The organism is Pseudarthrobacter sp. SSS035 (genome assembly GCF_023273875.1).
GTDB lineage: Bacteria > Actinomycetota > Actinomycetes > Actinomycetales > Micrococcaceae > Arthrobacter.
The window spans coordinates 2203525-2226818 of sequence record NZ_CP096882.1 but is presented as its reverse complement, the minus strand read 5'-3'; the positions used below and the strand labels follow the sequence as shown (position 1 = coordinate 2226818).

The following is a 23294-nucleotide window of genomic DNA, read 5'->3' as shown; positions in this document are numbered from 1 at the left end:
AGATAAGTGCCCTGGGTTGGGTTTCCTGTTTGAAACTACCCAACGGGCGTCGCTGCAGTAATATCCGTCAGGGCACCAGACCAGATCTTGGGCACGCAGCAAGCGAACGGAGGCGGGACGACCATGACAGACGAAGCGTTCCAGCGCCCACCGGACTCCGCACCCTTCGCCCTGGTCCGCCTGCTTCAGGACTTCACGCTGGAGGCCAACCGCTACGTGGACACCGCCGGCGGCCGCAACGACATGCACCGCACGGACCTCAACGCGCTGGCGGTGATCATGCGGCACACTGCCAAGGGCCTGGTGGTCACGCCGGGCATCCTGCGCAAGGAACTCAACCTCAGCTCGCCGGCCACCACCGCCCTCATCGACCGGTTGGACAGTTCCGGGCACGTGGTCAGGGAGCGTCTCGGTCCGGACCGGCGGCAGGTCCAGCTCCGCATGACACCCAAGGCGTTCCGGGACGGCAGTGCCATGTTCATGCCGCTTTCGCGCCACATGGGCAACGCCATGGCGGACTTCTCCCCCGAAGAGCTGGAGCTTGTCAGCCGGTTTATGACCGCCATGGTGGATGCCACCGTCGCGGCCCGGCAGGAAGCGTCCGACGGCGGCCCCGCCTCCCCTACGCCGCCCAAGTAAGTAGCCGCGCGGAACGATCCGCTTGTTTTTCACTGCGGAGAGGTAGCGTTTCATTATGAGTACGCAGCAGCCTGACGACGACGATGTGTACACGCACGGCCACCACGAGTCGGTGGTCCGCGCCCACGCCTCCAGGACCGCGGAGAACTCCGCGGCTTTTGTCATTCCGCACCTCACGCCCGGGGTTTCAGTGCTCGACGTCGGCTGCGGCCCGGGGAGCATCACCTGCGATTTCGCCGGGCTGGTGTCGCCCGGAAAGGTCACCGGCCTGGACCGGTCGCCGGACATCATCGCCCAGGCGACGGCGCTTGCCGTCGAGCGCGGCGTGGCCAATGCGGAGTTCCTGGCCGGCAACATCTATGACCTCGACTTCGAGGACGAAACGTTCGACGTCGTCCATGCCCACCAAGTGCTCCAGCACCTGACGGACCCGGTGGAGGCGTTGCGCGAGATGCGCCGGGTGGCGAAGCCGGGCGGCATTGTGGCAGTGCGCGACGCCGACTTCCACGGCATGAGCTGGTACCCCGCCATCCCCGAACTGGACGAATGGATGGACCTGTACCAGCGGATCGCACGACGCAATGGGGCCGAGCCCGACGCCGGCCGCCGGCTCGTGTCCTGGGCCCAGTCCGCAGGCTTCAGCAACGTGGCACCCACCAGCAGCAACTGGCTGTATGCCACCGGGCAACAGCGGAGATGGCAGGCCCGGGTCTGGGGCGAACGCGTGCTGCATTCGGCCTTCGCGGAGCAGGCCCTTGAATACGGCTTCGCCAATCCAGCGGACCTGGCCCGGATTTCGGCAGGCTGGCACCGCTGGGGATCCACCGACGACGGCTGGTTCCTGATCCCGAACGGCGAGGTCATCGCCCGGGCGTGATGCGAGCCTGCCGTTGTCCACATATGGCAGCTGACCTGTTCCGGCGGCTGGAAGCGGCAAATAGCCTCGAACCAATCTTCACGCCTTTGAGCCCGTGACCACCCTGTGGTGAGGTCGGCACTAAACTTGCCAAGTGCAATTCTCCCTTTGGCTCGCCCTCGCGGGCGCCGGCGTCCTGATCAGTTTCACGCCCGGCGCCGGTGCCATCAACACCATGAGCAACTCACTCACGTCCGGATTCCGCCGCTCCATCTGGGGAATCCTGGGCCAGCAGGCAGCCCTGGTTGTCCACGTGGTGATCGTGGCGTTGGGGGTCGGCGTGCTGGTGGCGAGCTCCCCGGTGGCCTTCAATGTGATCCGTTACGCCGGAGCCGCCTACCTGGTCTACCTGGGCATCCGTCAGTTCCTGAGCAAACCGGAAGTGGACCAGGAACAGGCCGCCGCTCTCCGGAACGAGCCCGCCTGGTCGATGTTCCGGCGCGGCCTCTGGGTCAACCTGCTCAACCCGAAGGCCATCGTTTTCTTCCTCGCGTTTATGCCACAGTTCATCCGCCCGGAACAGCCGCTCCTGCCGCAGTATCTTGTGCTCACAGCCACCGTGGTGGTGATCGACATCGTGGTCATGTGGTTCTTCTTCGCCTTTGCCGCCAAATCCTTCCAGCGCTTCACGCACAACGCCCGCGGCCAGAAGATCCTGAGCCGGATCTTCGGGGTGCTCTTTGTGGCGGTAGGCATTCTCCTAGCGCTGATCCACTAGGCCGTCCACTAATCCGCCAACGCGCAGATGTCTGACATTTTTGCCCAGAGCATGGTCATGAAGTGGCCACCCCCCGGACATCAATGCCACGATCAATAAATGCTTGAGGCAACCAAATCCCCCAAAACGACAGAATCCGGCACTGATCACGCCCCGGTACCCACCAACGCGGCGCTGGCCGCCGAAGCGAAAATCGCGCGGCTTGCCGTCACGATCTTCCCGGCGCTGGTGGTCCTGGCAGGCGTCGCCGGCTTCCTTGTGCCGGCAACCTTCCAGCCCCTGGGACCCAGCGTCCCCTACCTGCTGGGCATCATCATGTTCTGCATGGGCCTGACCCTGACCCCGCCGGACTTTGCCTCCGTGGTGAAGCGCCCGTGGGCAGTGGTTCTGGGCATCGTGGCGCACTACGTGATCATGCCCGGTGCGGGCTGGCTGATTGCTGTGGGGCTCCAGCTTCCGCCGGAGCTGGCCGTAGGCCTGATCCTGGTGGGCTGCGCACCATCCGGCACAGCCTCGAACGTGATGGCTTTCCTGGCCAAGGGGGACGTGGCCCTGTCCGTAGCCGTCGCCTCGGTATCCACCCTGATCGCACCGGTGGTTACACCACTGCTCGTCCTGTTCCTGGCCGGATCCTTCCTGGAAATCGACGCCGGGAGCATGGTCCTGGACATCGTCAAGACGGTACTCCTGCCCGTCATCGCCGGGCTGCTGGCGCGGCTGTTCTTCAAGAACCTCATCGCCAAGCTGCTACCGGCGCTCCCCTGGGCATCCGCCGTCGTAATTTCCTTCATTGTCGCGATCGTTGTGGCGGGCAGCGCCTCCAAGATCGTGGCCGCGGGCGGCATTGTGTTCCTCGCAGTGGTCCTCCACAACGGCTTCGGCCTGGGCCTGGGCTACCTGGCCGGCAAACTGGGCCGGCTGGACGATAAAGCACGGAGGGCGCTCGCCTTCGAAGTGGGCATGCAGAACTCCGGCCTGGCCGCCACGCTGGCCACCGCGCATTTCACCCCGCTGGCCGCCCTGCCGTCCGCCGTTTTCTCACTCTGGCACAACATCTCCGGCGCGATCGTGGCAGCATGGCTGGCCCGGCGCCCGCTGCGGGACGCCTGACGAACATTGAAGGCGGCCGGACGGACACAATTTTGACTTATTCGGTCAGATTTCTTACGAATCTGTCACGCCACGTGAATGCCAGCTGGCCAAAAATGTCCCCGGTCCCGCATGCTTAGCCCCATGAACTCATCGTCGAGCCCATACCGCATCATCTCCGTCTGCACGGGAAATATCTGCCGGTCACCCATGGCCGAGATGATGCTGGGCGCGGCGTTCCAAGCCGAAGGCCTGGGCTCGGATGTGACAGTGGATTCGGCGGGAACCACCGGTTATGAGGCAGGGCGGCCCATCGATCCGCGCGCCGCCCGCCGGCTTGCCGCAACGCACCTGAGCTCAGATCACCATGTTGCCCGCGTCTGGCAGGACGCGTGGTTCCGCGAGCGCGATCTCATCCTGGCACTGGACATTGACCACTACGCCTGGCTGCGCGACGCCGCGCCGGACGCGGTCTCCGTGGACAAGGTCCGGATGCTCCGCAGCTTCGACCGCGCCGTTGCCGGCAGCGACCTGCTGGACCAAGGCATCGAGGATCCCTGGTACGGAGGCCATGCCGATTTTGACGCCGTCTGGGAGCAGATCCGCGGCGCTGTGCCCGGCATCGTCGCGCACGTCCGCACGGTCCGTGGCCAGGCGGCGCCGCTACAGCAGCTGATGCAGCAGCAGGTACGCTCTATTTCATGACCCCCGCACCTGTGATCATCGCCATTGACGGGCGATCCGGCGCAGGGAAAACCACTCTGGCCATCGAACTGGCCGCGCAGCTGCGGAACCATCACAAAGTCGCGCTCTTCCACCTGGAGGACATCTACCCGGGCTGGAACGGCCTCACCGCGGGCATCGAGCGCTACGTTTCCACCGTGCTCACGCCGTTGAGCCGCGCCGAGCCCGCCACCTGGACCAGCTGGGACTGGGACAGGCATTACGACGGCGACACCCGGGTCACGCTGCCCGCCGAGATCGTGATCATTGAGGGAGTGGGGGCGGCGGCTGCGGACGCCCGGCCCCTGCTCAGCGCTGTCATCTGGGCCGACTCGCCGGACGACATCCGCCGGAAGCGTGCCCTGGACCGCGACGGCGGCACGTATGAGCCGTTCTGGGACCAGTGGGCTGAGCAGGAGGAGGCCTGGCTCGCCGCCGACGACGTCCCTAACGAAGCCGATATCCGCGTCCTCAACAATGCCGACAGTTCCGCCACCGCCGACGTCCTGCAGGCCCTCGCGTACCTGCCCGCGCTCGGACCGGCCCTTGTTCCCGAGCTTGCCGCCCGCCGCGGCCTCAGGCTGCGCGCAGAACGGCTGGACGCCAGGCCGGACGCCGCCGTGCTCTTCGAGAACCTCTACGGCGGCTCGGCAAATGCCGTCTGGCTGGACTCCTCCAACGCAGGCTCCCCCAACCCAGGCTCCTCCGCCAGCGAATCCCCCGGCGCGCCCGCGACGCCGTCGGAACAGCAGCCCGCCACCGCGCGCAGCCGCTTCAGCATCCTGGCCGACGACGGCGGGACGTACGGCCAGGCGGTCACGCACCGGTCCGGCGAAAGCGTCATCACGGCAGGCTCCGCCACGGCGCGCGTGCCGGGACCGTTCTTCCGCTGGCTGGACACGGTCTGGGGACGCCGGGCGGTCCGCACGCCGGACGGTTACCCGGGCGACTTCACCCTGGGCTGGCTGGGCTGCCTGGGCTATGAGCTCAAGCGCGAAACCGGCGGAACGGACGTGGCGGCACCGACTCCTGATGCGGCCCTGATCTTCGCGGGCCGAGCCGTCGTTCTGGACCACGTGGACGGATCGGCGTGGCTCCTTGCCCTGGAGGCGCCCGACGCCGACCGCTGGCTGACCGACGCCCGCACCGCCGTCGCTGCCGCCGCCCCCGCCGCCCCCGCCGCCGCGAGCACACCGGGCCCAGGGGACCAGCGCACGCACGCCGGCGGCAGCAACGGCGTCGTACGTCCCGTGGGGCCCGCGTTCAGCAGCCGCGACACGGAGCCGTCCTACCTGGCCAAAATCGCGGCCGCCCAGCACGAAATCCATGAGGGCAACTCATACGAGGTGTGCCTGACCACCACCCTGACGGCCCGGTTGCCGGCCGCCGCGGCGGCCCCCTGGCCGACGTACCTCGCGCTGCGGCGGAAGAACCCCGCGCCGTTCGCCAGCTACCTGCGGTTCGGCCGGCTGACGGTGGCCAGCACGTCGCCAGAGCGGTTTCTGAAGATAACGTCCGACGGCGGCATGCGCGCCGAACCGATCAAGGGCACCCGCCGCCGGGGTGCTGATCCGGAGCGTGACAGGCAGCTGCGGGAGGACCTGGCGACCTCGCTGAAGGACCGCGCGGAAAACATCATGATTGTGGACCTGCTGCGGAACGACCTCAGCCACTTCGCAGAGCCCGGATCGGTCACGGTCAGCAGGCTGTGCGAGATCGAAAGCTACGCCACGGTGCACCAGATGGTCAGCACCATCGACGCGCGGCTCCTGCCCGGCTCGCCGCGGGCCGAGGCGGTTGCCGCCTGCTTCCCGGCCGGCTCCATGACCGGCGCCCCGAAAATCAGCACCATGGCCATCCTGGACCGGCTGGAGGAGGGCCCGCGCGGCCTGTATTCCGGCGCGATCGGCTACTTTTCCCTCAACGGGGCCACGGACCTGGCGGTGGCGATCCGCACCCTGGTGACCACGGCGGAGGCCGGGGACGGCAGCGAACAAGCGCCGACGGCGGAACTCACCCTCGGCGTCGGCGGCGCCATCACTGCCGACTCGGTACCTGACGAGGAGTACGACGAAATCCGCGTGAAGGCGCACGGGGTCCTTTCCGCGCTGGGCGCGGACTTTCCCACCGCCTGACCCCGCCCGGAGCTACTGGAGCGTGGCGGTCAGCCTGGCAACGTTGTCGACATAGCGGGCAGCGAGGGGGCGCTGCAGCCAGTCCTCGAGTATGAGCTCGTTGGAAATGTCGCGGTATGTGTCTTCGACCGCGCGCATGTTGTTCACGGTTTCCGCGCCGAGCAGCATCACCGAGACCTCCATGTTCAGCGAGAAGGAGCGCATGTCCATGTTGCTGGAGCCCAGGACGGCCACTTCGTCGTCGATGGTGAAGTGCTTGGCGTGGAGCACAAACGGCGCTTTGTAGAGGTAGATCCGGACCCCGGCCTCCAGCAGCGCCTCGTAATAGGAGCGCTGGGCGTGGTGGACCAGGAACTGATCGCCCTTTTCGGAGACGAACAGCTCCACGTCCACGCCCCGCTGGGCTGCGGTGGTGATGGCGTAGAGCAGGGAGTCATCGGGCACGAAATACGGGCTGCAGATGGAGATCCGGTGCTGGGCGGAGTAGATCAGGGTGTTGAAGAGGCGCAGGTTGTTTTCGGTGATGAACCCGGGTCCGCTGGGCACCACCTGGGCCGTGACGTTGCCCGGCTCGGGGTTGTCCGGGAGCTGCAGCTGGTGTTCCAGGGACTCGTCGGTTTCGCTCAGCCAGTCCGTGGCGAACACCACGTTAAGCGTGGTGACGATCGGTCCGCGCAGGCAGGCCATCAGCTCCACCCATTCGCGGCCGGCCTTACGGTGTTTGGGGTTGTTGTAGGAGGGCTCGATCAGGTTCTGCGAGCCCGTGAAAGCGAGTTCGCCGTCGACCACCATGATTTTGCGGTGGTTCCGAAGGTCCGGGCGGCGCCATTGGCCGTGGATGGGCAGCACCGGGAGCATGCGCTTCCACTGGATCTTTCCCGCCCGCAGCCGTTTGAGCAGGTCGCGGTAACCCTTGACGCGGAGCGTGCCGATGTGGTCAAACAGCACCCGCACTTCCACGCCCCGCTCCGCGGCCTCCTCCAGGGCGGTCAGCAGGTCATCGGTGACGTGGTCCGTGCTCATGATGTAGAACTCGGCGTTGACGAACGTCTTGGCTTTGCGCACGGCCTGGGTCATGGCCAGGATCGAGTCCGGGTAGCCGGGAAGGAGGTCCACGGAATTGCCGTCCACCATGGGGAGGGAGCCGAGCCGCCGGTTCAGTTCCCCGGCGGACGTCACCCATTCGGGCCCTTCGTATTCACTGACGACGTCGGCGAGCGCCGAGATGCCGGACCGCACCCGGCTGTTGATGATCTCCTGCTGCTGGCGGCGGCGGCTGGAGAGCTTGAAGTTTCCGAACAGCAGGAAAAGGACCAGGCCCAGGAACGGTATGAAGAAGATGCCCAGCAGCCAGGCCATGGCCGTGGTGGGGCGCCTGTTGCCGGGGATGATGCCGATAGCCAGAACCCGGATCACCAGGTCCGCAATGCTGAGCACCACTACCACCCACATCGGCGCGGTACCGACAAGCGAAACTGGCCACAGCACTGGACTACCCCCGGATTGCGCGCACCCGCGGACCGGTTCCGGCGGGGCAATGACCACAGCTTAGCCGCGCCGGGCCCTACTAAGCTGGAGCCATGACTTCTCCTGCGCCCGTGGTGCTCGTTTTCCTTGACCCCGCGTTCCCGGACGGCCGGCTGGCCGACGCTTCGCAGCCCCAGCTGATGGCCACGGACCAGGGCGCCACCCGCGGGGACGGCGTGTTCGAATCGATGCTTGCGGTGGGCGGCGCGGTCCGGAAGCTGCAGGCTCATCTGGACCGGCTCGCCGGGTCCGCCCAGGCCCTTGACCTGGTGATCCCGGCGCAGGATGCGTGGCGGGCGGCGATCGCCGCGGGCGTCGCCGAGCACCGCACACAGCACCCCGCGCCGTCGCCCGCCGAGGACGAGCTGGTGGTGAAACTCGTGGTCACCCGCGGCCCGGAAGGCGCAGAGTCCCCCACATGCTGGGTTCAGGTCTCCCCGGTAGGCGCCCTCGGACGCCGCCAGCGCGAAACCGGGATCGACGTCATCCTCCTGGACCGCGGCTACGACAGCGACGCGGCTGAGCGTGCCCCGTGGCTGCTGCTCGGCGCCAAGACCCTGTCCTATGCCACGAACATGGCCGCCCTGCGGTACGCCCACAAACAGGGCGCCGACGACGTCATCTTCACCTCCTCCGACGGCCGGGTCCTGGAAGGCCCCACGTCCACTGTGCTGCTGGCACATCTGGAAACCTCCGACGACGGCGCCGGCGCCACCCGGACGGTGCGCCGCCTCATCACCCCGCAACTGGACAGCGGGATCCTCCCCGGGACCTCCCAGGGTGCCCTGTTCGCGGCGGCCAAGGCAGCCGGCTGGGAACTCGGCTACGGGCCGCTGGAACCGCGGGACCTGCTGGACGCCGACGCCGTGTGGCTGATTTCCAGCATCAGGCTGCTCGCGCCGGTAAACCACATTGACGGCAAGGAAGTCGGGACGCCCGCGGTGCAGAAGCAGCTGACGGCCGAACTCAACGCATTGTTTGCCGGGATCCAGTAGCTTCCGGGATCCAGTAGTTTCGGGGGGGGTCAGCAGGTTCCCGGATCCCGTAGTTTTCCAAAGTTCAGCAGGGAGGCCTTAAGCCATGGTGGTTCGCAGTGCAGGGATCCTGCTGTACCGGCAGGGAGCAGACGGGCTGGAAGTGTGGATCGCGCACATGGGCGGACCGTTCTGGGCCCGCAAACAAACCCAGTCGTGGTCGGTTCCCAAGGGCGAGTACCTTCCCGACGAGGATCCCCAGGTGGCCGCGCTGCGCGAATTTGCCGAAGAAATCGGCACGCCGCCGCCAGCTGTTGCCTACTTCGAGCTGGGCGCGTTCAGGCAACCGTCGGGAAAGATCATCACAGTGTTCGCCGCGGAGTCTGACTTCCAGCCCGAACGGATTGTGAGCAACACGTTCCCGCTGGAGTGGCCCAAAGGATCCGGCGTCATCCAGGACTTTCCCGAGGTGGACGATGCCCGGTGGGTGACGGAATCCGAGGCCCGCAGCAAGCTGGTCAAGGGCCAGCTGCCCCTCCTCGACGCCCTGCTGGAGCATGTTGGATTGCCCTGAGTCGACCTGCCCAGGCCCGGGCCTGGGGGTTGAAGCGTGGCAATACCCTGTTGGTCCGTCCCGCAGGTCCGTATGGTTTGGTGCATGAACTCTCACACGCAGCCGACCAACAAATTGACGTTCGACGAATGCTGGGAATTCCTTGCCGGGGACACACTGGGGCGCTTGGCCCTTGTAGTGGACGGCCATCCGGAGATCTTTCCGGTCAACTACGTCCTGGACCGCAGGAGCATCGTCTTCCGCAGCGCCGGCGGCACCAAACTGTGGGGCGCCAAGGCAGACCGTCCCGCGGCGCTGGAGATCGATGGATACGATCCCCGCACGGAGGTGGCCTGGAGTGTGGTGGTGCGCGGAGACACCGAACTGATCGAGGCACAGGCTGACAAGGACGCCGTCGACGCCCTGCATCTGGAGCCCTGGCAGCCCGGACCCAAGGACTACTACATCCGGCTAAACCCGCTCGCACTTACTGGCCGCCGCTTCCAGGTTGCCAAACCGGACGTTTGGAACACCCGGTTGTCGGACCGCCGTCGTGCTTCCTTCGAGTAGCGCGGGAGAGCTTATGGACAGCGAAGCCCCCGCTCCGCTCGTCCCGGGGGTCCGGATCCGGCTGCTGCGGCGGAGCGACGCGGCCGGCCTGAGTAAGGCCTACCTCCGGAACCGCCAGCACCTCGCTGCGTGGGAACCGGAGCGGGACGAAGCCTTTTTCACTCCCAGGCATCAGCTGGACATCATCCGGGCCAAGCTCGCCCAGCATTCCGTGGGCCAGGAAGTTCCGTGGGTGCTGGTGAACCGCGACGATCCCGCGCACATCGTCGGCGCCGTCACCCTTACTGGCATCGTCCGTGGGCCGTTCCTCAACGCCAACCTCGGGTACTGGGTTGATTCCAGCCTCAGCCGGCGGGGCATCGGAGCTGCCGCCGTCCGCTTCGCCACGGACCATGCCCGGACAGAACTGGGCCTCCACCGGGTCCAGGCGGCAACACTGCTCCACAATGAGCCCTCACGCAAGATCCTCAGACGCGCCGGGTTCAGGGAAATCGGCGTGGCGCCGCAGTACCTGAAGATCGCCGGCCGCTGGCAGGACCACCTGCTCCACCAACTGCTCCTCCACGGCTGACGCGATCGCGGCCGAATCCACAGCGGCTGCGCCCACCTCACAGGCCCTCACGGTTCGCCTAAGCTGGCCCCAAGCACTCTTGAATCCGCAAATCGAAAGGCACACCATGAGCAACGACGCTCACATCCCCGTCATCCTTGGCGGCGCCCGCACGCCTTTCGGCAAGTTCCGCGGCAGCCTCTCCGGGCTCACCTCCAGCGAACTGGGTGCCCACGCCATCCGGAACGCACTGGAACGCTCCGGGGTGGCGCCGGAACAGATCCAGGCCGTGATCGTGGGCCAGGTTATCCAGGCGGGCGCTGGCCAGGGACCCGCTCGGCAGGCCAGCCTCGCCGCCGGCATCGGCTGGGACGTGCCCACTGTGACCATCAACAAACTCTGCCTGTCCGGCCTGACTGCCGTGATCGATGCCGCCCGGATGATCCGCGCCGGCGAGGCTGATTTCATTGTGGCGGCGGGCCAGGAATCCATGACCAACGCCCCGCACCTGCTGCCCCGGCTTCGCGGCGGCGTGGCCATCGGCGATGCGCCGCTGCTCGATTCGCTGAACTTTGACGGCCTGCAGGACCCCGTCTCAGGTGAACTGATGGGCTCCGCCACGGACGCCGGGAACGCCCGCCTGGGCATCAGCCGCGAGGACCAGGACGCCGTCGCCGCCCTTTCGCACCAGCGGGCGGAGGCCGCCCGGGCGGCCGGCATCCTGGCTGAGGAGATCGCTCCGGTGGAGGTCCCGCAGCGCCGGGGACCCGCCGTCGTGATTGATGCCGACGAAGGCATCCGCGCCGGCACCACCATCGAGACGCTGGCGGCACTGAAGCCCGCCTTCTCCACGGACCCGGCGGCCACCATCACCGCCGGTTCTGCCTCCCCGCTGTCAGACGGCGCCGCCGCCGTGGTGGTGGCCAGCAAGGCAGCGGCGGAAGCGGCCGGCCTCAGCTGGATCGCGGAAATCGGCAGCCACGGCCAGACCGCCGGACCGGACGGATCCCTGCATTCCCAGCCGTCCCGCGCCATTGAGCGAGCCCTGAAACTCGAAGGGCTGACCATTGACGACGTGGACCTCATTGAGATCAACGAAGCCTTCGCCTCGGTGGTGCTGCAGTCCGCCACGGACCTGGGGATCGACGCGGACAGGATCAACGCCGACGGCGGCGCCATCGCCCTGGGCCACCCGGTGGGCGCCTCGGGGGCCCGCCTGGTGCTGCATCAGGCACTCGCGCTGAACCGGCGCGGCGGCGGGACAGGCGTGGTTGCGTTGTGCGGCGGCGGCGGCCAGGGCGACGCGCTGATCCTCAAAGCCCGCTGATCCTGATAGTCAGGTGGGGATGATTCCGAAGAGGAAGCGCTTTTTCACCATCACCCACAGGAGGCCAAGGAGCACGGCGTAGGCGGCGGTGTTGAGGAGGATGTCGCCCTGCCGAAGGGCCGGAATGTTGGCGATCACGGCGATGAGGACCACGTGGAGGATAAACACATACAGCGTGGCCTGACCGAGCGGAATCAGGAACCAGCCCAGCGCCCGTTCCACCGGTTTCCAGTACGCCGTTAGGAACGCGTAGGAAGCTACCACCAGGACCAGGACGTTGAGCAGGCGGCCGGGGTCCAGGTACGTGCGCGCAAAGAAGGCGTCGTACATGGCCCGGTAAGCAGAGTCGGGAATGATGGCCAGGCGGACGTCGAACCCGTTCGCCAGGTAGGGGTTGCACCAGGAGAGGAAGGCAAAAGTCAGCGCCAATACCGTGCAGGCCGCCACCACCCAGGAGTGCGCGGAGAGCCAGGCGACAATTCGGTGCCGGTGGAACCCCGCCACCAGGCCGATCACAAAGAGGACCTGCCACACCAGCAGCGGAAACGAGTCCTCGAACTGGGACGGCAGGATTCGGAAGCGTGCGGCCGCACCCACGGCATAGACGCCCAGGGTCGCGGCGAGAACCCACAGCGCCTTCCCTCGGTTGAGCGCTGCAAGGATCAGCGGGCTGGCCAACAACAGGACTACGTACAGCCCCATGACGTTGAACTGCCACGGGCCGAACTGCAGCAGCAGGATGGCCGGAAGCACCTGCGCCGGAACCGGGAACTGCAGCAACGTTTCCATCCCGGCGTACAGGTCATAGGTCCGGCCGACGGCGTTGTGCCCGGCGCCGCCCGTCCCCTGATCCACGTAGGTGGTCAGGGCATCAGTCTGGAATAACGGCAGCAATGACAGCAGGAAAACGCCCACCATAACCACCAGGGCCGTCACGTAAAGCTTGCCCGCCCGCCGTGACGTCAGGTCCACTACTTTGCCAAAGTCGTCCTTCACCCGCGGGCCATAGACCATGCCTACCACCAGCCCCGAGAACAGGACAAACAGCTCCGCGCCGGAGACAAACCCCACGGCTTCCTGCGTGAGCAGCTGGAACAGCGAGGACATGCCCAGGTGGTTCACCACCACAAACACAATGGCGAGTCCGCGCAGGAAGTCGACGCGCGAGTCCCGTTTGGTCGGTTCGCCGTAGCCCCAGGAGGCAACCGCACCTACGCGCCGCGGCAATTGCCACAGCGCCGCCAGGAGGAGGGCCAGGGCTGCGGCCACCGTCCAGACAGCGGCACCGGACAGGGAGTTGGCCCGGGTGGCCTGCTGGCCGCCACTGCGGGCCGTCGCCGGCCCGGTTGCCAGGGCAGACTGCTTCAGGGCTTGGCCCGCGGCTGCAGCCGTCCCGGCGTCCCGGGTCAGCCGCCAGTCGATGATGGCCACGCCGGTGTCGCGGGTGCTGGTCCGTTCGTCCCATACGACGGCGGCGATGCGGCCGAAACGCGCAGAGGTGCCCGTCTCGAGTACTTGTTCCCACCAGGACACCTTGATGTCCCGGTTCGCGGCGCCGCCCGTGGCCGGGCTGTAGAAGGCCGAGGTTTCGAGGACCATGGGCTTGTTCCGCCCGTCCACGTAGGAGGAATAGAAGTCCTCGCTGCCGGACTGGGTGAGCATGGCCGAGAGCTCACCCTCCACCGGAAGCGTGTTGACCGCGGTTTTGCCGCGGGTGTCATCGTGGTAGGCCGTCAGCCCCACCCATTCCACGGCGTCGTCGCCGGGGTAATACGGCGCATAGGCGGCATCTGATCCGTTCCAGGTCCCGTCACCGTTGGTGTCCAGCGCGGCGAAACCCTCGGAACCCGTAGCAGGCGCATTCCGGTGGCGTTCAAACGGGTAGTCCCGCCCGAGGTACGGCTGCCACACCATCACCGTGCCGGCGTCGTCAGTGGCTTTGAAGGCGGCGGCCACGTTCCTGAACGCTGCCTTGTATCCGAGGGGCTGCTGCCCCCATTGCGTCAGCTCGCGTTCATGTCCGGGGCGAACCGGATCAGGAGCTGGCCCTGGAATCCGGCCGCGAGCTGCTGGACTTTATTGGCAAAGGCTTGGGCGGCTGCCGCGTCCACCTGATCCAGCGGGTCGGACGGGCCCACTGTGAGCATGGCGTGGGAGCCCAGGGCGGAGGCCTGCCCCAGGAACTGCCTGATGTCATTTTCCTCGTCGGACCGGAGGGGAAGGGCAATGTCGTGCCCCAGCAGCGCAGGTGAGGCACCCAACCGTTCGGCGAAGCCCTGCGCCGAATCCTCGCCCCACTCAAGGACAACGCCCAGCAGGGGCTTTCCCGGCTCCGGTGCGGTGCCAGCGGCACGGGCGGTACCGGCGGTTAGTCCCGCCGCCAGGACGGCCAGGACACCAGTGAGGATGAGTCCGACGGCGGCCCGCAGCCGTGTCCGCCCGGCAGGACTGGCATTGTTGGCCGGCGCTGTGGCTGTTGGCATGCTGGTGTATACCCCCAAGGACGGCTGTTTCAGAGACGGCGGCCGGTGCCCCAGTAAACTCTATCGGTCCCGTCCTCAGCTGCGGATCAGCCTCAGCCGCCCAGGACCACCAGCGGCACCAGGCGTTCCGCGCAGGAAACCCGGACCAGTGCCGGCGCCCCCGGAGCCGCCCGGTTGTTCACCCCTGTGTCGTCGCACCAGTCCAGGTTGTACGGGTAAGCGGTGACCCCGGCCTTCCCGGGAGCCACGCCAGCCGGGACGGTGAACACGAAAGTGAAGCCGCCGTCGTCGGACATGGGAGCGAGTTCTTCCAGCACCGCGGTACCGGTCGCGTCCTTGACCGTCACCTGGACCTGCGCGTCGGTGCCGTAGCGGGCATCGCAGGTGGTATCCGGGGCGCTGACGCTGACCTGGTCGCCGGGTTTCGCGGCGGCAGGCGAGACGGAAAACTCCGGCGGCATGCAGGGCGGCGGCGCGAAAATGTTCCGGCAGCCTGTCACCCCCACCAGCACCGGCACAGCGCACAACGTCACAGCCAAAACGCGTGCCCAGGCGCCCGTCAACGAACGCCCCTGAATGTTCCCCATGACCCGATTGTCCCGTCGGCGCCGGCGTTACGGAAGCACGGCGGGATCACGGAAAAACGCGTTGGTTACGGAACATGACGACGGCGGCGGTGCGGCCGGGCGGGCCGGATGTTACGTTTTTGGGGAGTAATGAGAACCGGCGCCAAGCCCTGACTGGCCGGTCGGCAACCCTCCCTTTCGCGGCGGGGTGCCTCAGGTGAATACTCGGCATATCGACCCATTCGAGCTGCAAGCGTGAAAGAAGGAGTTCCGTCGTGTCTGACGCACCCGCCCCTGAAGAGAAACTGTCGTACCGGCTTGTCACCGGGCCGGATGACAGGTCATTCTGTGAACGTATTTCCACTGCCCTGGCCGAAGGGTATGTCCTGCACGGCAGCCCGGCCGCGACGTCCAACGGCGGCGTTGTGATTGTTGCGCAGGCACTCATCCTCCCGTCGGCCATCGCCACCGCTGACGCCGCCGTCGCCTCCGCCGTGGATGACCTCGATTTCGACGGCGAGGGCCACGCGTGAGCTACGCCGGAGACCTCACCCCGCAGGAAGCCTGGGCCAAACTCGAACGGGGCGCCATCCTGGTGGATGTCCGGACCGAAGGCGAATGGGCCCACATCGGCATCCCGGACACGAAGGCCACGGACAACGATCCCCTGTTCATCCCGTGGACGTTCCCGGGCGGCATCCCCAACCCGGATTTCATCACCGACCTGACGCAGCAGGCGCCGGAGGACGACGGCGCGGAGCTGGTCTTCCTCTGCCGCTCGGGCCAGCGCTCCATCGCCGCCGCCATCGCCGCGACGCAGGCCGGCTTCACCTCCTACAACGTCCTGGAGGGTTTCGAAGGCGAGCCGGACCGCTACGGCGAGCGCACCGTCAACGGCTGGAAGAACCGCGGCCTGCCCACCAACCTGGGAATAGCCAAGTGACGTTCAACCCAGACGCCGCCGGCTGGAGCGCCGAGACGCAGGCGGTCCGCGGCGGGCTGGACCGTACCAACTTCCAGGAGACCACGGAGCCGGTCTTCCTGAACTCGGGCTTCGTCTACGAGTCCGCTGCCGCCGCCGAGCGCGCCTTCACCGGCGAGGACGAACGCTTCGTCTACTCCCGGTACGGCAACCCGTCCGTGGCCACTTTCCAGGAACGCCTCCGCCTGCTCGAAGGCACCGAAGCGTGCTTTGCGACGGCATCGGGCATGTCAGCGGTGTTCACGGCCCTGGGCGCCCTGTTGGCGGCCGGGGACCGGGTGGTTGCCGCGCGCTCACTGTTCGGCTCCTGCTTTGTGATCCTGAACGAGATCCTGCCGCGCTGGGGCGTGGAAACCGTGTTTGTGGACGGCCCGGACCTCCAGCAATGGGCGGCCGCACTGTCGGAGCCCACCACCGCAGTGTTCTTCGAATCCCCGTCCAACCCGATGCAGGAAATCGTGGACATCGCCGCGGTCAGCGAGCTGGCGCACGCCGCCGGGGCCACCGTCGTCGTCGACAATGTCTTTGCCACTCCCCTGCTGCAGCGCTGCGGCCAGCTGGGCGCGGACGTGATTGTGTACTCCGGCACGAAGCACATCGACGGCCAGGGACGCGTCCTGGGCGGCGCCATCCTGGGCACCAAGGAATTCATTGACGGCCCGGTCAAGCAGCTCATGCGGCACACCGGCCCGGCCCTCTCCGCGTTCAACGCCTGGGTGCTCACCAAGGGACTGGAGACCATGGCGCTGCGCGTGAACCACTCCTCCACGTCCGCGCTGCGGCTGGCCGAATGGCTCGAACAGCAGCCCGCCGTCAGCTGGGTCAGGTACCCGCTGCTGAAGTCCCACCCGCAGTACGAGCTCGCCGCCAAGCAGATGAAGGCCGGCGGCACCGTCCTCACGCTGGAACTTGCGACGACGGGTGGCCGCTCCGGCAAGGACGCCGCCTTTGCGCTGCTGGACGCCCTGCGGATCATCGACATCTCCAACAACCTGGGCGACGCGAAGTCCCTCATCACCCATCCGGCCACCACCACGCACCGCGCTATGGGTCCCGAGGGCCGCGCAGCCATCGGGCTCAGCGACGGTGTGGTGCGGCTGTCCGTGGGCCTGGAGGACGTGGACGACCTCATCGGAGACCTGGAGCAGGCCTTGAAGCACATCTAGCCCCACCTGGGTTCGACAGCCTCCGTTTGATTGGCGCGAACTGGCAGATAATGACCTATAACTCGCGTTTTGAGGGGATTATCTGCCAGTTCGTGCTGGAAGGCGGTGGAGCATGGTTAGTCCCCGGGACTGGCGCCGGCTGCTGTCCAACATCCCGCTGCCCGAGCAGAACCTGGTGGGAATCGCCGCCGGCGTGGCCCTTCAGCGCTTGCTGCCGCTCCGGCTCGGCGGGCCACGCATTCTGGGACGGACCATCGGCGCGGCATCGATGGCGGCCGGTGGCGCAATCGTCACCTGGGCGTGGCTGGCTGCCCGAAACACCCGGTTGGCCCGGCCCGATGCATTGGTGACCGCCGGGCCCTATTCGCTTTCGCGGAACCCGATGTACGTGGGCTGGGCCCTGGCGCACCTGGGAATTGGGCTGCTGCGCGATGATGTCTGGACGGTGGCGGCCCTCCCGGTGGCTTCCGGCGCAGTCCACCGCGGGGTGCTTCGAGAAGAAGCGATCCTGGCAGCGTCATTCCCGGCAGAGTTCAGCCAGTACCGCTTGTCCGTACCCCGGTACGTGCCTCGTCTTCGCCTTGGATCGCGAGCCGGACGGCCACTTCATCCCCGTCGCTGATGCCCGCCGCGTCCCGGACGGTCTTCTTGACGGGCAACAGGTAGGAGCCGCTTTTGCTGTCCGGGAAGACCGAGGTCTGCCAGGTGTGGCCGGATATTTCCGCCGTGACTCTGACCGAGCCGAAGCCCTTCCGGAACACCGCGGCCTCCTCCCGGAGGTCGTCGGCGACCTCCACCGGGAGGGTCAGGAAGTGCCAGCCGGATTCGTCGGGATAGCGCCACAGTTCGGCCCGGAATGAGTACGACGACGTCACGGCCTGAGTATGGCATGCCGCGTTGCCGGACGCATCCCCTGTCGGGGCCGGGCCAGGCGAATGGCGCGTGAGGTAAACGGCGGCTCAGGCGCCTGGCTGGCGCAGTTCCCGGGAGGCCGTCTCCCGGACGGCGGCGGTCAGCTGGTTGAGCACCGGGGAGTCGATCTTCCAGCGCTGCCAGTACAAGGACACATCAACGGGGTTCGCGGAGGCCAGCTCCACGAGGGCGCCGCTGCGGACGTCTGCCAGGCACTGTTGCTCCGGCAGCAGCCCCCATCCCAGTCCCAGCCGGATGGCCTGGGCGAACTCGGCCGACGACGGCACATAGTGCCGCGGCGCGGTCAGTTCCGCGCCGGTCATCGTGCGGAAGAACCCGTCCTGCAGGTCATCCTTGCGGTCAAAGTCCACCACCGGTGCCTGGCTCCCGGCAACAAGTTCCGGCACGTCGGGCCACCAGCGCCGGAGGTAGCCGGGACTTGCCACCGCACGGTACCGCAGGGAACCCAGCGGTTCCACGCTGCAGCCCTGGACCGGTTCCGGCGTTGCGGTTACCGCGGCCATCACCGATCCGGTCCGCAGAAGCTGGGTGGAGTGCTGTTCGTCCTCCCTGCGGAGTTCAAAGCACGCGCCGAGATCCGCCGGAAGACCCGCCAGGGCAGGCATGAACCAGGTGGAGAGTGAGTCCGCGTTCACCACCAAGGGGATGGGCGCCGTCGCCCGGTGCCGGCTCTGGCCGAGCTCCTGCTGGGCGTCCCATTCGAGCTGCCGGACCTGCCGGGCGAACCGCAGGACGGCTTCCCCGGCTGGTGTGGGCCGGGCAGGGTTTGTGCGCTGCAACAGGATCTGGCCGGCCGCGTCCTCCATCGCCTTGAGCCGCTGGGAAATGGCCGACGGCGTGACGTACAGGCTGCGGGCCGCCGCCTCGAGCGTCCCCTCATCCACGACGGCCGCGAAGGTACGGAGCTGCTCGAACTGGAACATCTTCATTAGCTTTCCTTAATAGAGCTAAGAATATTTAGCTGGAGTAATCATACGTCCGCCCGTACGTTGGAGGATATGGAACTGACTGCACTTATCGGCCCCACCGCGCTGGGCTTCGGCACGGGCCTCGCCCTCATCGTGGCCATCGGCAGCCAGAACGCCTTTGTCCTCCGGCAGGGAATCCGCGGTGAGCATGTGGCCGCCGTCGTCCTGGTCTGCAGCGTCTCGGATGCGCTGCTCATCGCGGCGGGCATCGCTGGAGTCGGGGCGCTGCTCCAGTCGAGTCCCGTGATCGTAGACGTGGTCCGGTTTGCCGGCGCCGCCTTCCTTGTGGGCTACGGCGTAATGGCGGCGCGCCGGGCGGTTCGCCCGGGAGCGCTAACGGCGTCGGGGCGGCAGCCCGCCGTCGGCCTCGGCGCCGCCCTCAGCACGGTGCTGGCCCTGACGTGGCTCAACCCGCACGTCTACTTGGACACTGTGCTGCTGCTCGGATCGGTGGCCAACCAGCAGGCGCAGGATTTGCAGTGGTGGTTCGGGGCCGGAGCCATCGCCGCCAGCATCGCCTGGTTCAGCGCGCTGGGTTTCGGGGCCAGGGTCCTTCGGCCGTTCTTCGCGCGGCCCGCCTCGTGGCGCATCCTGGACGGACTCGTCGCAGCGGTCATGCTCACGCTGGGTGTGCGCCTGGCTGTCGGTGCATGACGTCGTCGTCTCTTGGCGCGAACGGACACTTGGGGCCCCTCACAGCGAAGAACCGGGCCATATCTGCCCGTTCGAGCACTTCCGTTGACCTCGGCGGCAGGGCGGCGTAGCTTCATGGTCACCACCGCGATGTTGCTGGGCCAACGCATCCGCCGTACCGGGAGCCAGCCATGAACGGAACCCAGCCAGTGCAGGGCAGCAGGCCTTATCGAAAGGCCGGAGCAGTCATCGTCGCGGCCGGCGCTTGCTGGGGACTCGGAATCTCCTTCGTGGGGAATGTGCACGCCACCCGCGACCCGGCAGCCAGGCTGGCCATGCTGGAGCGCCACCGCAGCCTCTGGGTTGCCGGACAATTCCTGGCAGCCGCCGGGACAATGGCTGTTCCCGTCGGATTTGCCCGGTTCGCCCAATCCATCCGCTACGGCCCCGGCACCGACCCCGCCAAGACGCTGGCCGCCGGCGCAGCAGCCGCCCTGCTGGCAGGCGCGCCCTTGTTCGTTGTGGCCCTCGCGGACCGCGCCTCGGACCTGGAGAGGTTCGCGTATCGGCGGGGTTCCAACTGGCCGTTCCTTACATATTCAGGGCTGCATATCGGCGGGCTCGCGGCCCTGGGGGCGGGGCTGCTGCTCTTACCGCTGAAACCCTGGACTGGCATCACGGCGGCCGCCAGTGCTCCCGTCTTTGCTGCAATCCTGGCTGGCACGAAGGATATTCCGCCGTTCGCTTTCTACCTGGTGGAGACCGCGGTGGGTGTCCAGCTGATGCGCTACGAGGAACCCATGGCTCCCTCCGAAGACCACTCGGACGCACTCCCCAGGCGTTGACGCTGGGGCTGGCTCGAACGGGCAGATAATGACCCCAAAAACGGGCAAACAGGGCATTATCTGCCAGTTCGCGCAAAGGTTTTTCGCACAAAGCCTCAGGGAGAACTCAGGACAGGCGTACGCGCAGCAGCTCCGGGACCTCGTCCGCCTCACGCAACCCGGAGGTGCCGCGCATCGTGACACGCACGGCGTGGGCAACCACGGCCCCCAGCCCGCCGTCGTCGGGCGCCGATTCTTCCATCACCGCGTCCCGCACCCTGCGCTGTTCGGTGGAGCCGGTGCCGCGGGCAATGATATCCTCGACGCCCTGCCGGGCTAGGGAAAGTTCGTCCTGCTCGGCGAGGACCGGAGCCAGATAGTCCACCAAGGATCGCACCACGTCGACGGCCGGCGCCGGCCTGAACGTGCCAAAATCCAGCAACTCACCGCTCAGGCCACTGCTGCTCGCCTGCCATGCCGCCATCCGCAGCAGCACCGTGGGCACCGGGGCCGGCTCCACGCCGTCGCGCCATTCACGGCTGGCCGATTCGACCAAGGCCCGCACCAGCACCGCGATCAGGGCAGCGTCCTCGGCGCGGAGGCAGACGTCGGCCACGCGGACCTCAACCGTGGGGTGGTTCCGGGACAGTCGGGCGTCAAAGTAGATCATGCCTTCATCCAGCAGCACGCCACTGTCCAGCAGACGCGTGACCACCCTCCGATATGCGGAGTACGTGCTGAAAATGGCCGAAGGGCCGGACATAGGCCAGCGGTTCCAGGCCTGGGTTCGGTAGCTCTCGAATCCTGTGGGCATCCCGTTCCAGAACGGCGAATTTGCGCTCAGTGCCGTGAGCACTGCCAGCTTGTCCCGGATCCTGTCCAGCACGGCCACGCCCTCGTCCTTGGATTCGATGAACGTGTGGACGTGGAAGCCGCAGGTCAGCTGCTCCTGCGCCGTCAGGCCGAAGCGTTCCAGCATCCGGGCATAGCGGGCGTCCGGAGTGGTGTGGCTCGCAAGGCCAAACGGAGACGTGGCCAGCGCGGCAACCCTTGCACCGTTCTTGGTGGCCGCCTGGTCCGCCAGCAGCCGGCCAGCCCGGATCTGCTGCAGCAGTTCTGCGTACTCGAGGCAGGGACGGGTCTGGGTTTCGATCTGCTCAAGCTTCAGCTCGGCAGTCAGGCCAGTCCAGTCGTCGTGGGCGGTTTTTTCCTTGGCTGCCAGCGCATAGGGACGTTCCGGGGCGTCGTCGGCTGCCATCCGGCGGCCGGACAGCATCGCGTCCGCGAGGGCAAGCGGCTCCCCCGTGTCCGGATCAACGATCAGGAGCTCTTCCTCGACGCCGAATGTACGCATTCTTATATTGTGCTGCAACGGTCAAGGAGGCGGCAGCCCGCGGGGTCGTCGGATTCTGCGAGCGTTAGTCCTGGAAGTACTCCACCTTGGCGCCGATGGTGTTGAGCCGCTCGGCCAGGTCTTCGTAGCCGCGCTCGATCACGTAGATATTCCGCAGCTCCGAAACACCCCGCGCCGCAAGCATGGCCAGCAGCAGGCAGGCGGCGGGGCGGAGTGCCGGCGGGCAGCCCACCTCGGCGGCCCGCCACTTCGTGGGGCCGTTGACGTAGATCCGGTGCGGGTCCAGCAGCTGCACCTGGGCGCCGAGCCGGTTGAGTTCCGTGAGGTAGATGGCCCGGTTCTCATAGACCCAGTCGTGGATCATGGTCTGGCCGTGGGCGTTGGCGGCGATGACCGCGAAAAACGGCAGATTGTCGATGTTCAGGCCGGGGAACGGCATCGGGTGGATCTTGTCCTCGGGCGCCCGCAGCTCGGACGGTTTGGTGGTCACATCCACCAGCCGGGTGCGGCCGTTGCGCGCCACGTACTCGCCGGAAATCTCCAGCTGCTGGCCCATCTGCTCCAGCGTGGCCAGCTCGATCTCCATGAACTCGATGGGCACGCGGCGGATGGTCACCTCTGAGTTGGTGACGATCCCGGCGGTGATAAGGCTCATGGCCTCGATGGGGTCCTCGGACGGGAAATACTCAATGTCGACGTCGATCTGCGGCTGCCCGGTGATCTTCAGTGTGGTGGTGCCCACGCCGTCGATCTTCACGCCCAGCATCTCGAGGTAGAAGCAGAGGTCCTGGACCATGTAGTTGGGGCTGGCGTTGCGGATGACGGTGGTGCCGCGGCGGTGCGCCGCTGCCATGATCGCGTTCTCGGTGACAGTGTCCCCGCGCTCCGTCAGCACAAAGGACCGGTCGTGAGTGTCCGGCGGCGGAGCCTGCACGGCGTAGAAACCGGCAGTGGCCTCCACGGAGAGCCCGAACTGGCGCAACGCCTGCATGTGCGGCTCCACGGTGCGGGTGCCCAGATCGCAACCTCCGGCATACGGCAGGCGGTACTCCGCGGATTCGTCAAGAAGCGGGCCCAGGAGCATAATCACGCTGCGGGTGCGGCGCGCCGCGTCCACATCCATGGCCTCGAGGTCCAGGACCGCGGGGCGGCGGAGCTGGAGATCCGTGTCGTTTAGCCACGTGCACTCGACGCCGATGCTGGTCAGGACCTCCACGATCCGGTTGACCTCTTCGATCCGGGCAAGGCGGCGGAGGACGGTGGTGCCGCGGTTGATCAGGCTGGCGCACAGCAACGCCACACCGGCGTTTTTACTGCTGTTGACATCCACCGCCCCGGAAAGCGTGCGGCCGCCTTCGATCCGCAGGTGCGTCATCTGCGGTTTGCCCACCTTGACGATGCTGCGGTCGAGAATGGCTTCGAGCCGCTGGATCATTTTTAGGCTCAGGTTCTGCTTGCCCTGCTCCATCCGGGCGACGGCGCTCTGGCTGGTTCCCAGCGCTGACGCGAGCTGGCCTTGGGTCCAGCCCTTCTCGGTCCGGGCGTCCCTGAGTGTGGCGGCGACGTGCTCGGCAGTTTGCTGAATCATAGATAAAAAATATCACAGATGAGCTATTGGCTGGGCATTTTGCCCGCATGTCGCGGATTGCTGGATGGAATACCCA

The 23294-nt window shown here is 66.9% G+C and carries 25 protein-coding genes and 1 riboswitch; of the genes, 17 read left to right on the top strand and 8 right to left on the bottom strand.

Annotated features, from left to right (window positions below; all coding sequences use genetic code 11):
* The first annotated feature begins 123 nt into the window (after positions 1-123).
* From MUN23_RS10215 to MUN23_RS10190, 6 genes are all read left to right on the top strand, one after another.
* Positions 124-639 carry a MarR family winged helix-turn-helix transcriptional regulator gene (locus MUN23_RS10215; protein WP_058930885.1) on the top strand — a complete coding sequence of 172 codons (516 nt, stop codon included), beginning with the start codon at positions 124-126 and terminating at the stop codon, positions 637-639.
* Positions 640-694: 55 nt separating this feature from the next.
* Positions 695-1516: a methyltransferase domain-containing protein gene (locus tag MUN23_RS10210; RefSeq protein WP_058930884.1), complete on the top strand. Its 822-nt coding sequence runs from the start codon at positions 695-697 to the stop codon at positions 1514-1516.
* Between the two features lie 133 nt (positions 1517-1649).
* Complete coding sequence (locus MUN23_RS10205; RefSeq protein WP_248763686.1) at positions 1650-2273, top strand: LysE family transporter; 624 nt, start codon at positions 1650-1652, stop codon at positions 2271-2273.
* A 99-nt stretch (positions 2274-2372) separates the two neighbouring features.
* Positions 2373-3383, top strand: coding sequence for a bile acid:sodium symporter family protein (locus MUN23_RS10200; RefSeq protein ID WP_248763685.1), 1011 nt, complete (start codon positions 2373-2375; stop codon positions 3381-3383).
* Between the two features lie 123 nt (positions 3384-3506).
* Complete coding sequence (locus tag MUN23_RS10195; RefSeq protein ID WP_248763683.1) at positions 3507-4067, top strand: low molecular weight protein-tyrosine-phosphatase; 561 nt, start codon at positions 3507-3509, stop codon at positions 4065-4067.
* Entirely contained in the window at positions 4064-6220 is a 2157-nt protein-coding gene (locus tag MUN23_RS10190; RefSeq protein WP_248763682.1) for a chorismate-binding protein, read from the top strand. Before MUN23_RS10195 ends, MUN23_RS10190 begins: the two co-directional genes overlap by 4 nt.
* Positions 6221-6232: 12 nt before the next feature.
* Here the strand turns inward: MUN23_RS10190 and cls are convergent, their stop codons facing one another.
* Positions 6233-7672, bottom strand: coding sequence for a cardiolipin synthase (cls, locus tag MUN23_RS10185; RefSeq protein WP_248764049.1), 1440 nt, complete (start codon positions 7670-7672; stop codon positions 6233-6235).
* A gap of 128 nt (positions 7673-7800) precedes the next feature.
* Between cls and MUN23_RS10180 the strand changes: the two genes are divergently transcribed.
* The 5 genes from MUN23_RS10180 (at position 7801) to MUN23_RS10160 (ending at position 11721) form a co-directional block, all read left to right on the top strand.
* Complete coding sequence (locus MUN23_RS10180) at positions 7801-8742, top strand: aminodeoxychorismate lyase (RefSeq protein WP_248763681.1); 942 nt, start codon at positions 7801-7803, stop codon at positions 8740-8742.
* Between the two features lie 85 nt (positions 8743-8827).
* The gene (locus MUN23_RS10175; protein WP_248763680.1) at positions 8828-9295 is read left to right on the top strand and encodes an NUDIX domain-containing protein; all 468 of its coding nucleotides are present in this window, start codon (positions 8828-8830) and stop codon (positions 9293-9295) included.
* Between the two features lie 84 nt (positions 9296-9379).
* Positions 9380-9844, top strand: coding sequence for a pyridoxamine 5'-phosphate oxidase family protein (locus MUN23_RS10170; protein ID WP_248763679.1), 465 nt, complete (start codon positions 9380-9382; stop codon positions 9842-9844).
* A 13-nt stretch (positions 9845-9857) separates the two neighbouring features.
* Positions 9858-10415, top strand: a complete 558-nt coding sequence (locus MUN23_RS10165; protein ID WP_248763678.1) for a GNAT family N-acetyltransferase — start codon at positions 9858-9860, stop codon at positions 10413-10415.
* A gap of 106 nt (positions 10416-10521) precedes the next feature.
* Positions 10522-11721, top strand: a complete 1200-nt coding sequence (locus tag MUN23_RS10160; RefSeq protein ID WP_248763677.1) for an acetyl-CoA C-acetyltransferase — start codon at positions 10522-10524, stop codon at positions 11719-11721.
* Positions 11722-11730: 9 nt separating this feature from the next.
* Here MUN23_RS10160 and opgC read toward each other — a convergent pair whose 3' ends face one another.
* The 3 genes from opgC to MUN23_RS10150 all read right to left on the bottom strand — a co-directional run bounded on the left by opgC (position 11731) and on the right by MUN23_RS10150 (position 14791).
* Complete coding sequence (gene opgC / locus MUN23_RS10155; RefSeq protein ID WP_371876014.1) at positions 11731-13677, bottom strand: OpgC domain-containing protein; 1947 nt, start codon at positions 13675-13677, stop codon at positions 11731-11733.
* Between the two features lie 47 nt (positions 13678-13724).
* A complete protein-coding gene (locus tag MUN23_RS23635; RefSeq protein WP_371876013.1) occupies positions 13725-14204 on the bottom strand; it encodes a hypothetical protein in 480 nt (159 codons plus the stop codon).
* A 92-nt stretch (positions 14205-14296) separates the two neighbouring features.
* The gene (locus MUN23_RS10150) at positions 14297-14791 is read right to left on the bottom strand and encodes a hypothetical protein (protein WP_248763676.1); all 495 of its coding nucleotides are present in this window, start codon (positions 14789-14791) and stop codon (positions 14297-14299) included.
* Between the two features lie 125 nt (positions 14792-14916).
* Positions 14917-15032: riboswitch (SAM riboswitch) on the top strand.
* A gap of 13 nt (positions 15033-15045) precedes the next feature.
* On the opposite strand from MUN23_RS10150, the gene MUN23_RS10145 reads away from it, so the two are divergent.
* The 4 genes from MUN23_RS10145 (at position 15046) to MUN23_RS10130 (ending at position 17540) form a co-directional block, all read left to right on the top strand.
* Positions 15046-15303: a DUF1737 domain-containing protein gene (locus tag MUN23_RS10145; protein ID WP_056341324.1), complete on the top strand. Its 258-nt coding sequence runs from the start codon at positions 15046-15048 to the stop codon at positions 15301-15303.
* The gene (locus MUN23_RS10140) at positions 15300-15713 is read left to right on the top strand and encodes a rhodanese-like domain-containing protein (protein WP_248763674.1); all 414 of its coding nucleotides are present in this window, start codon (positions 15300-15302) and stop codon (positions 15711-15713) included. Before MUN23_RS10145 ends, MUN23_RS10140 begins: the two co-directional genes overlap by 4 nt.
* A complete protein-coding gene (locus MUN23_RS10135) occupies positions 15710-16918 on the top strand; it encodes an O-succinylhomoserine sulfhydrylase (protein ID WP_248763673.1) in 1209 nt (402 codons plus the stop codon). Before MUN23_RS10140 ends, MUN23_RS10135 begins: the two co-directional genes overlap by 4 nt.
* Positions 16919-17030: 112 nt before the next feature.
* Positions 17031-17540: an isoprenylcysteine carboxylmethyltransferase family protein gene (locus MUN23_RS10130; RefSeq protein ID WP_248763671.1), complete on the top strand. Its 510-nt coding sequence runs from the start codon at positions 17031-17033 to the stop codon at positions 17538-17540.
* On the opposite strand, the gene MUN23_RS10125 is transcribed toward MUN23_RS10130, so the two are convergent.
* Together MUN23_RS10125 and MUN23_RS10120 are read right to left on the bottom strand one after the other, a co-directional pair.
* Complete coding sequence (locus MUN23_RS10125; protein WP_248763669.1) at positions 17452-17793, bottom strand: DUF1905 domain-containing protein; 342 nt, start codon at positions 17791-17793, stop codon at positions 17452-17454. The genes MUN23_RS10130 and MUN23_RS10125 overlap by 89 nt on opposite strands.
* 84 nt (positions 17794-17877) lie before the next feature.
* The gene (locus tag MUN23_RS10120) at positions 17878-18780 is read right to left on the bottom strand and encodes a LysR family transcriptional regulator ArgP (protein WP_248763668.1); all 903 of its coding nucleotides are present in this window, start codon (positions 18778-18780) and stop codon (positions 17878-17880) included.
* Between the two features lie 69 nt (positions 18781-18849).
* Here MUN23_RS10120 and MUN23_RS10115 point away from each other — a divergent pair, with 69 nt between their 5' ends.
* The gene (locus tag MUN23_RS10115) at positions 18850-19473 is read left to right on the top strand and encodes a LysE/ArgO family amino acid transporter (protein WP_248763667.1); all 624 of its coding nucleotides are present in this window, start codon (positions 18850-18852) and stop codon (positions 19471-19473) included.
* Between the two features lie 170 nt (positions 19474-19643).
* Positions 19644-20297: a hypothetical protein gene (locus MUN23_RS10110; protein WP_248763666.1), complete on the top strand. Its 654-nt coding sequence runs from the start codon at positions 19644-19646 to the stop codon at positions 20295-20297.
* Between the two features lie 106 nt (positions 20298-20403).
* On the opposite strand, the gene MUN23_RS10105 is transcribed toward MUN23_RS10110, so the two are convergent.
* Positions 20404-21630 (bottom strand): glutamate--cysteine ligase, encoded by a 1227-nt coding sequence (locus tag MUN23_RS10105; protein WP_248763665.1) that lies wholly within the window; start codon positions 21628-21630, stop codon positions 20404-20406.
* 64 nt (positions 21631-21694) lie between these two features.
* Positions 21695-23218 carry a UDP-N-acetylglucosamine 1-carboxyvinyltransferase gene (locus MUN23_RS10100; protein WP_248763664.1) on the bottom strand — a complete coding sequence of 508 codons (1524 nt, stop codon included), beginning with the start codon at positions 23216-23218 and terminating at the stop codon, positions 21695-21697.
* Positions 23219-23294 lie beyond the last annotated feature (76 nt).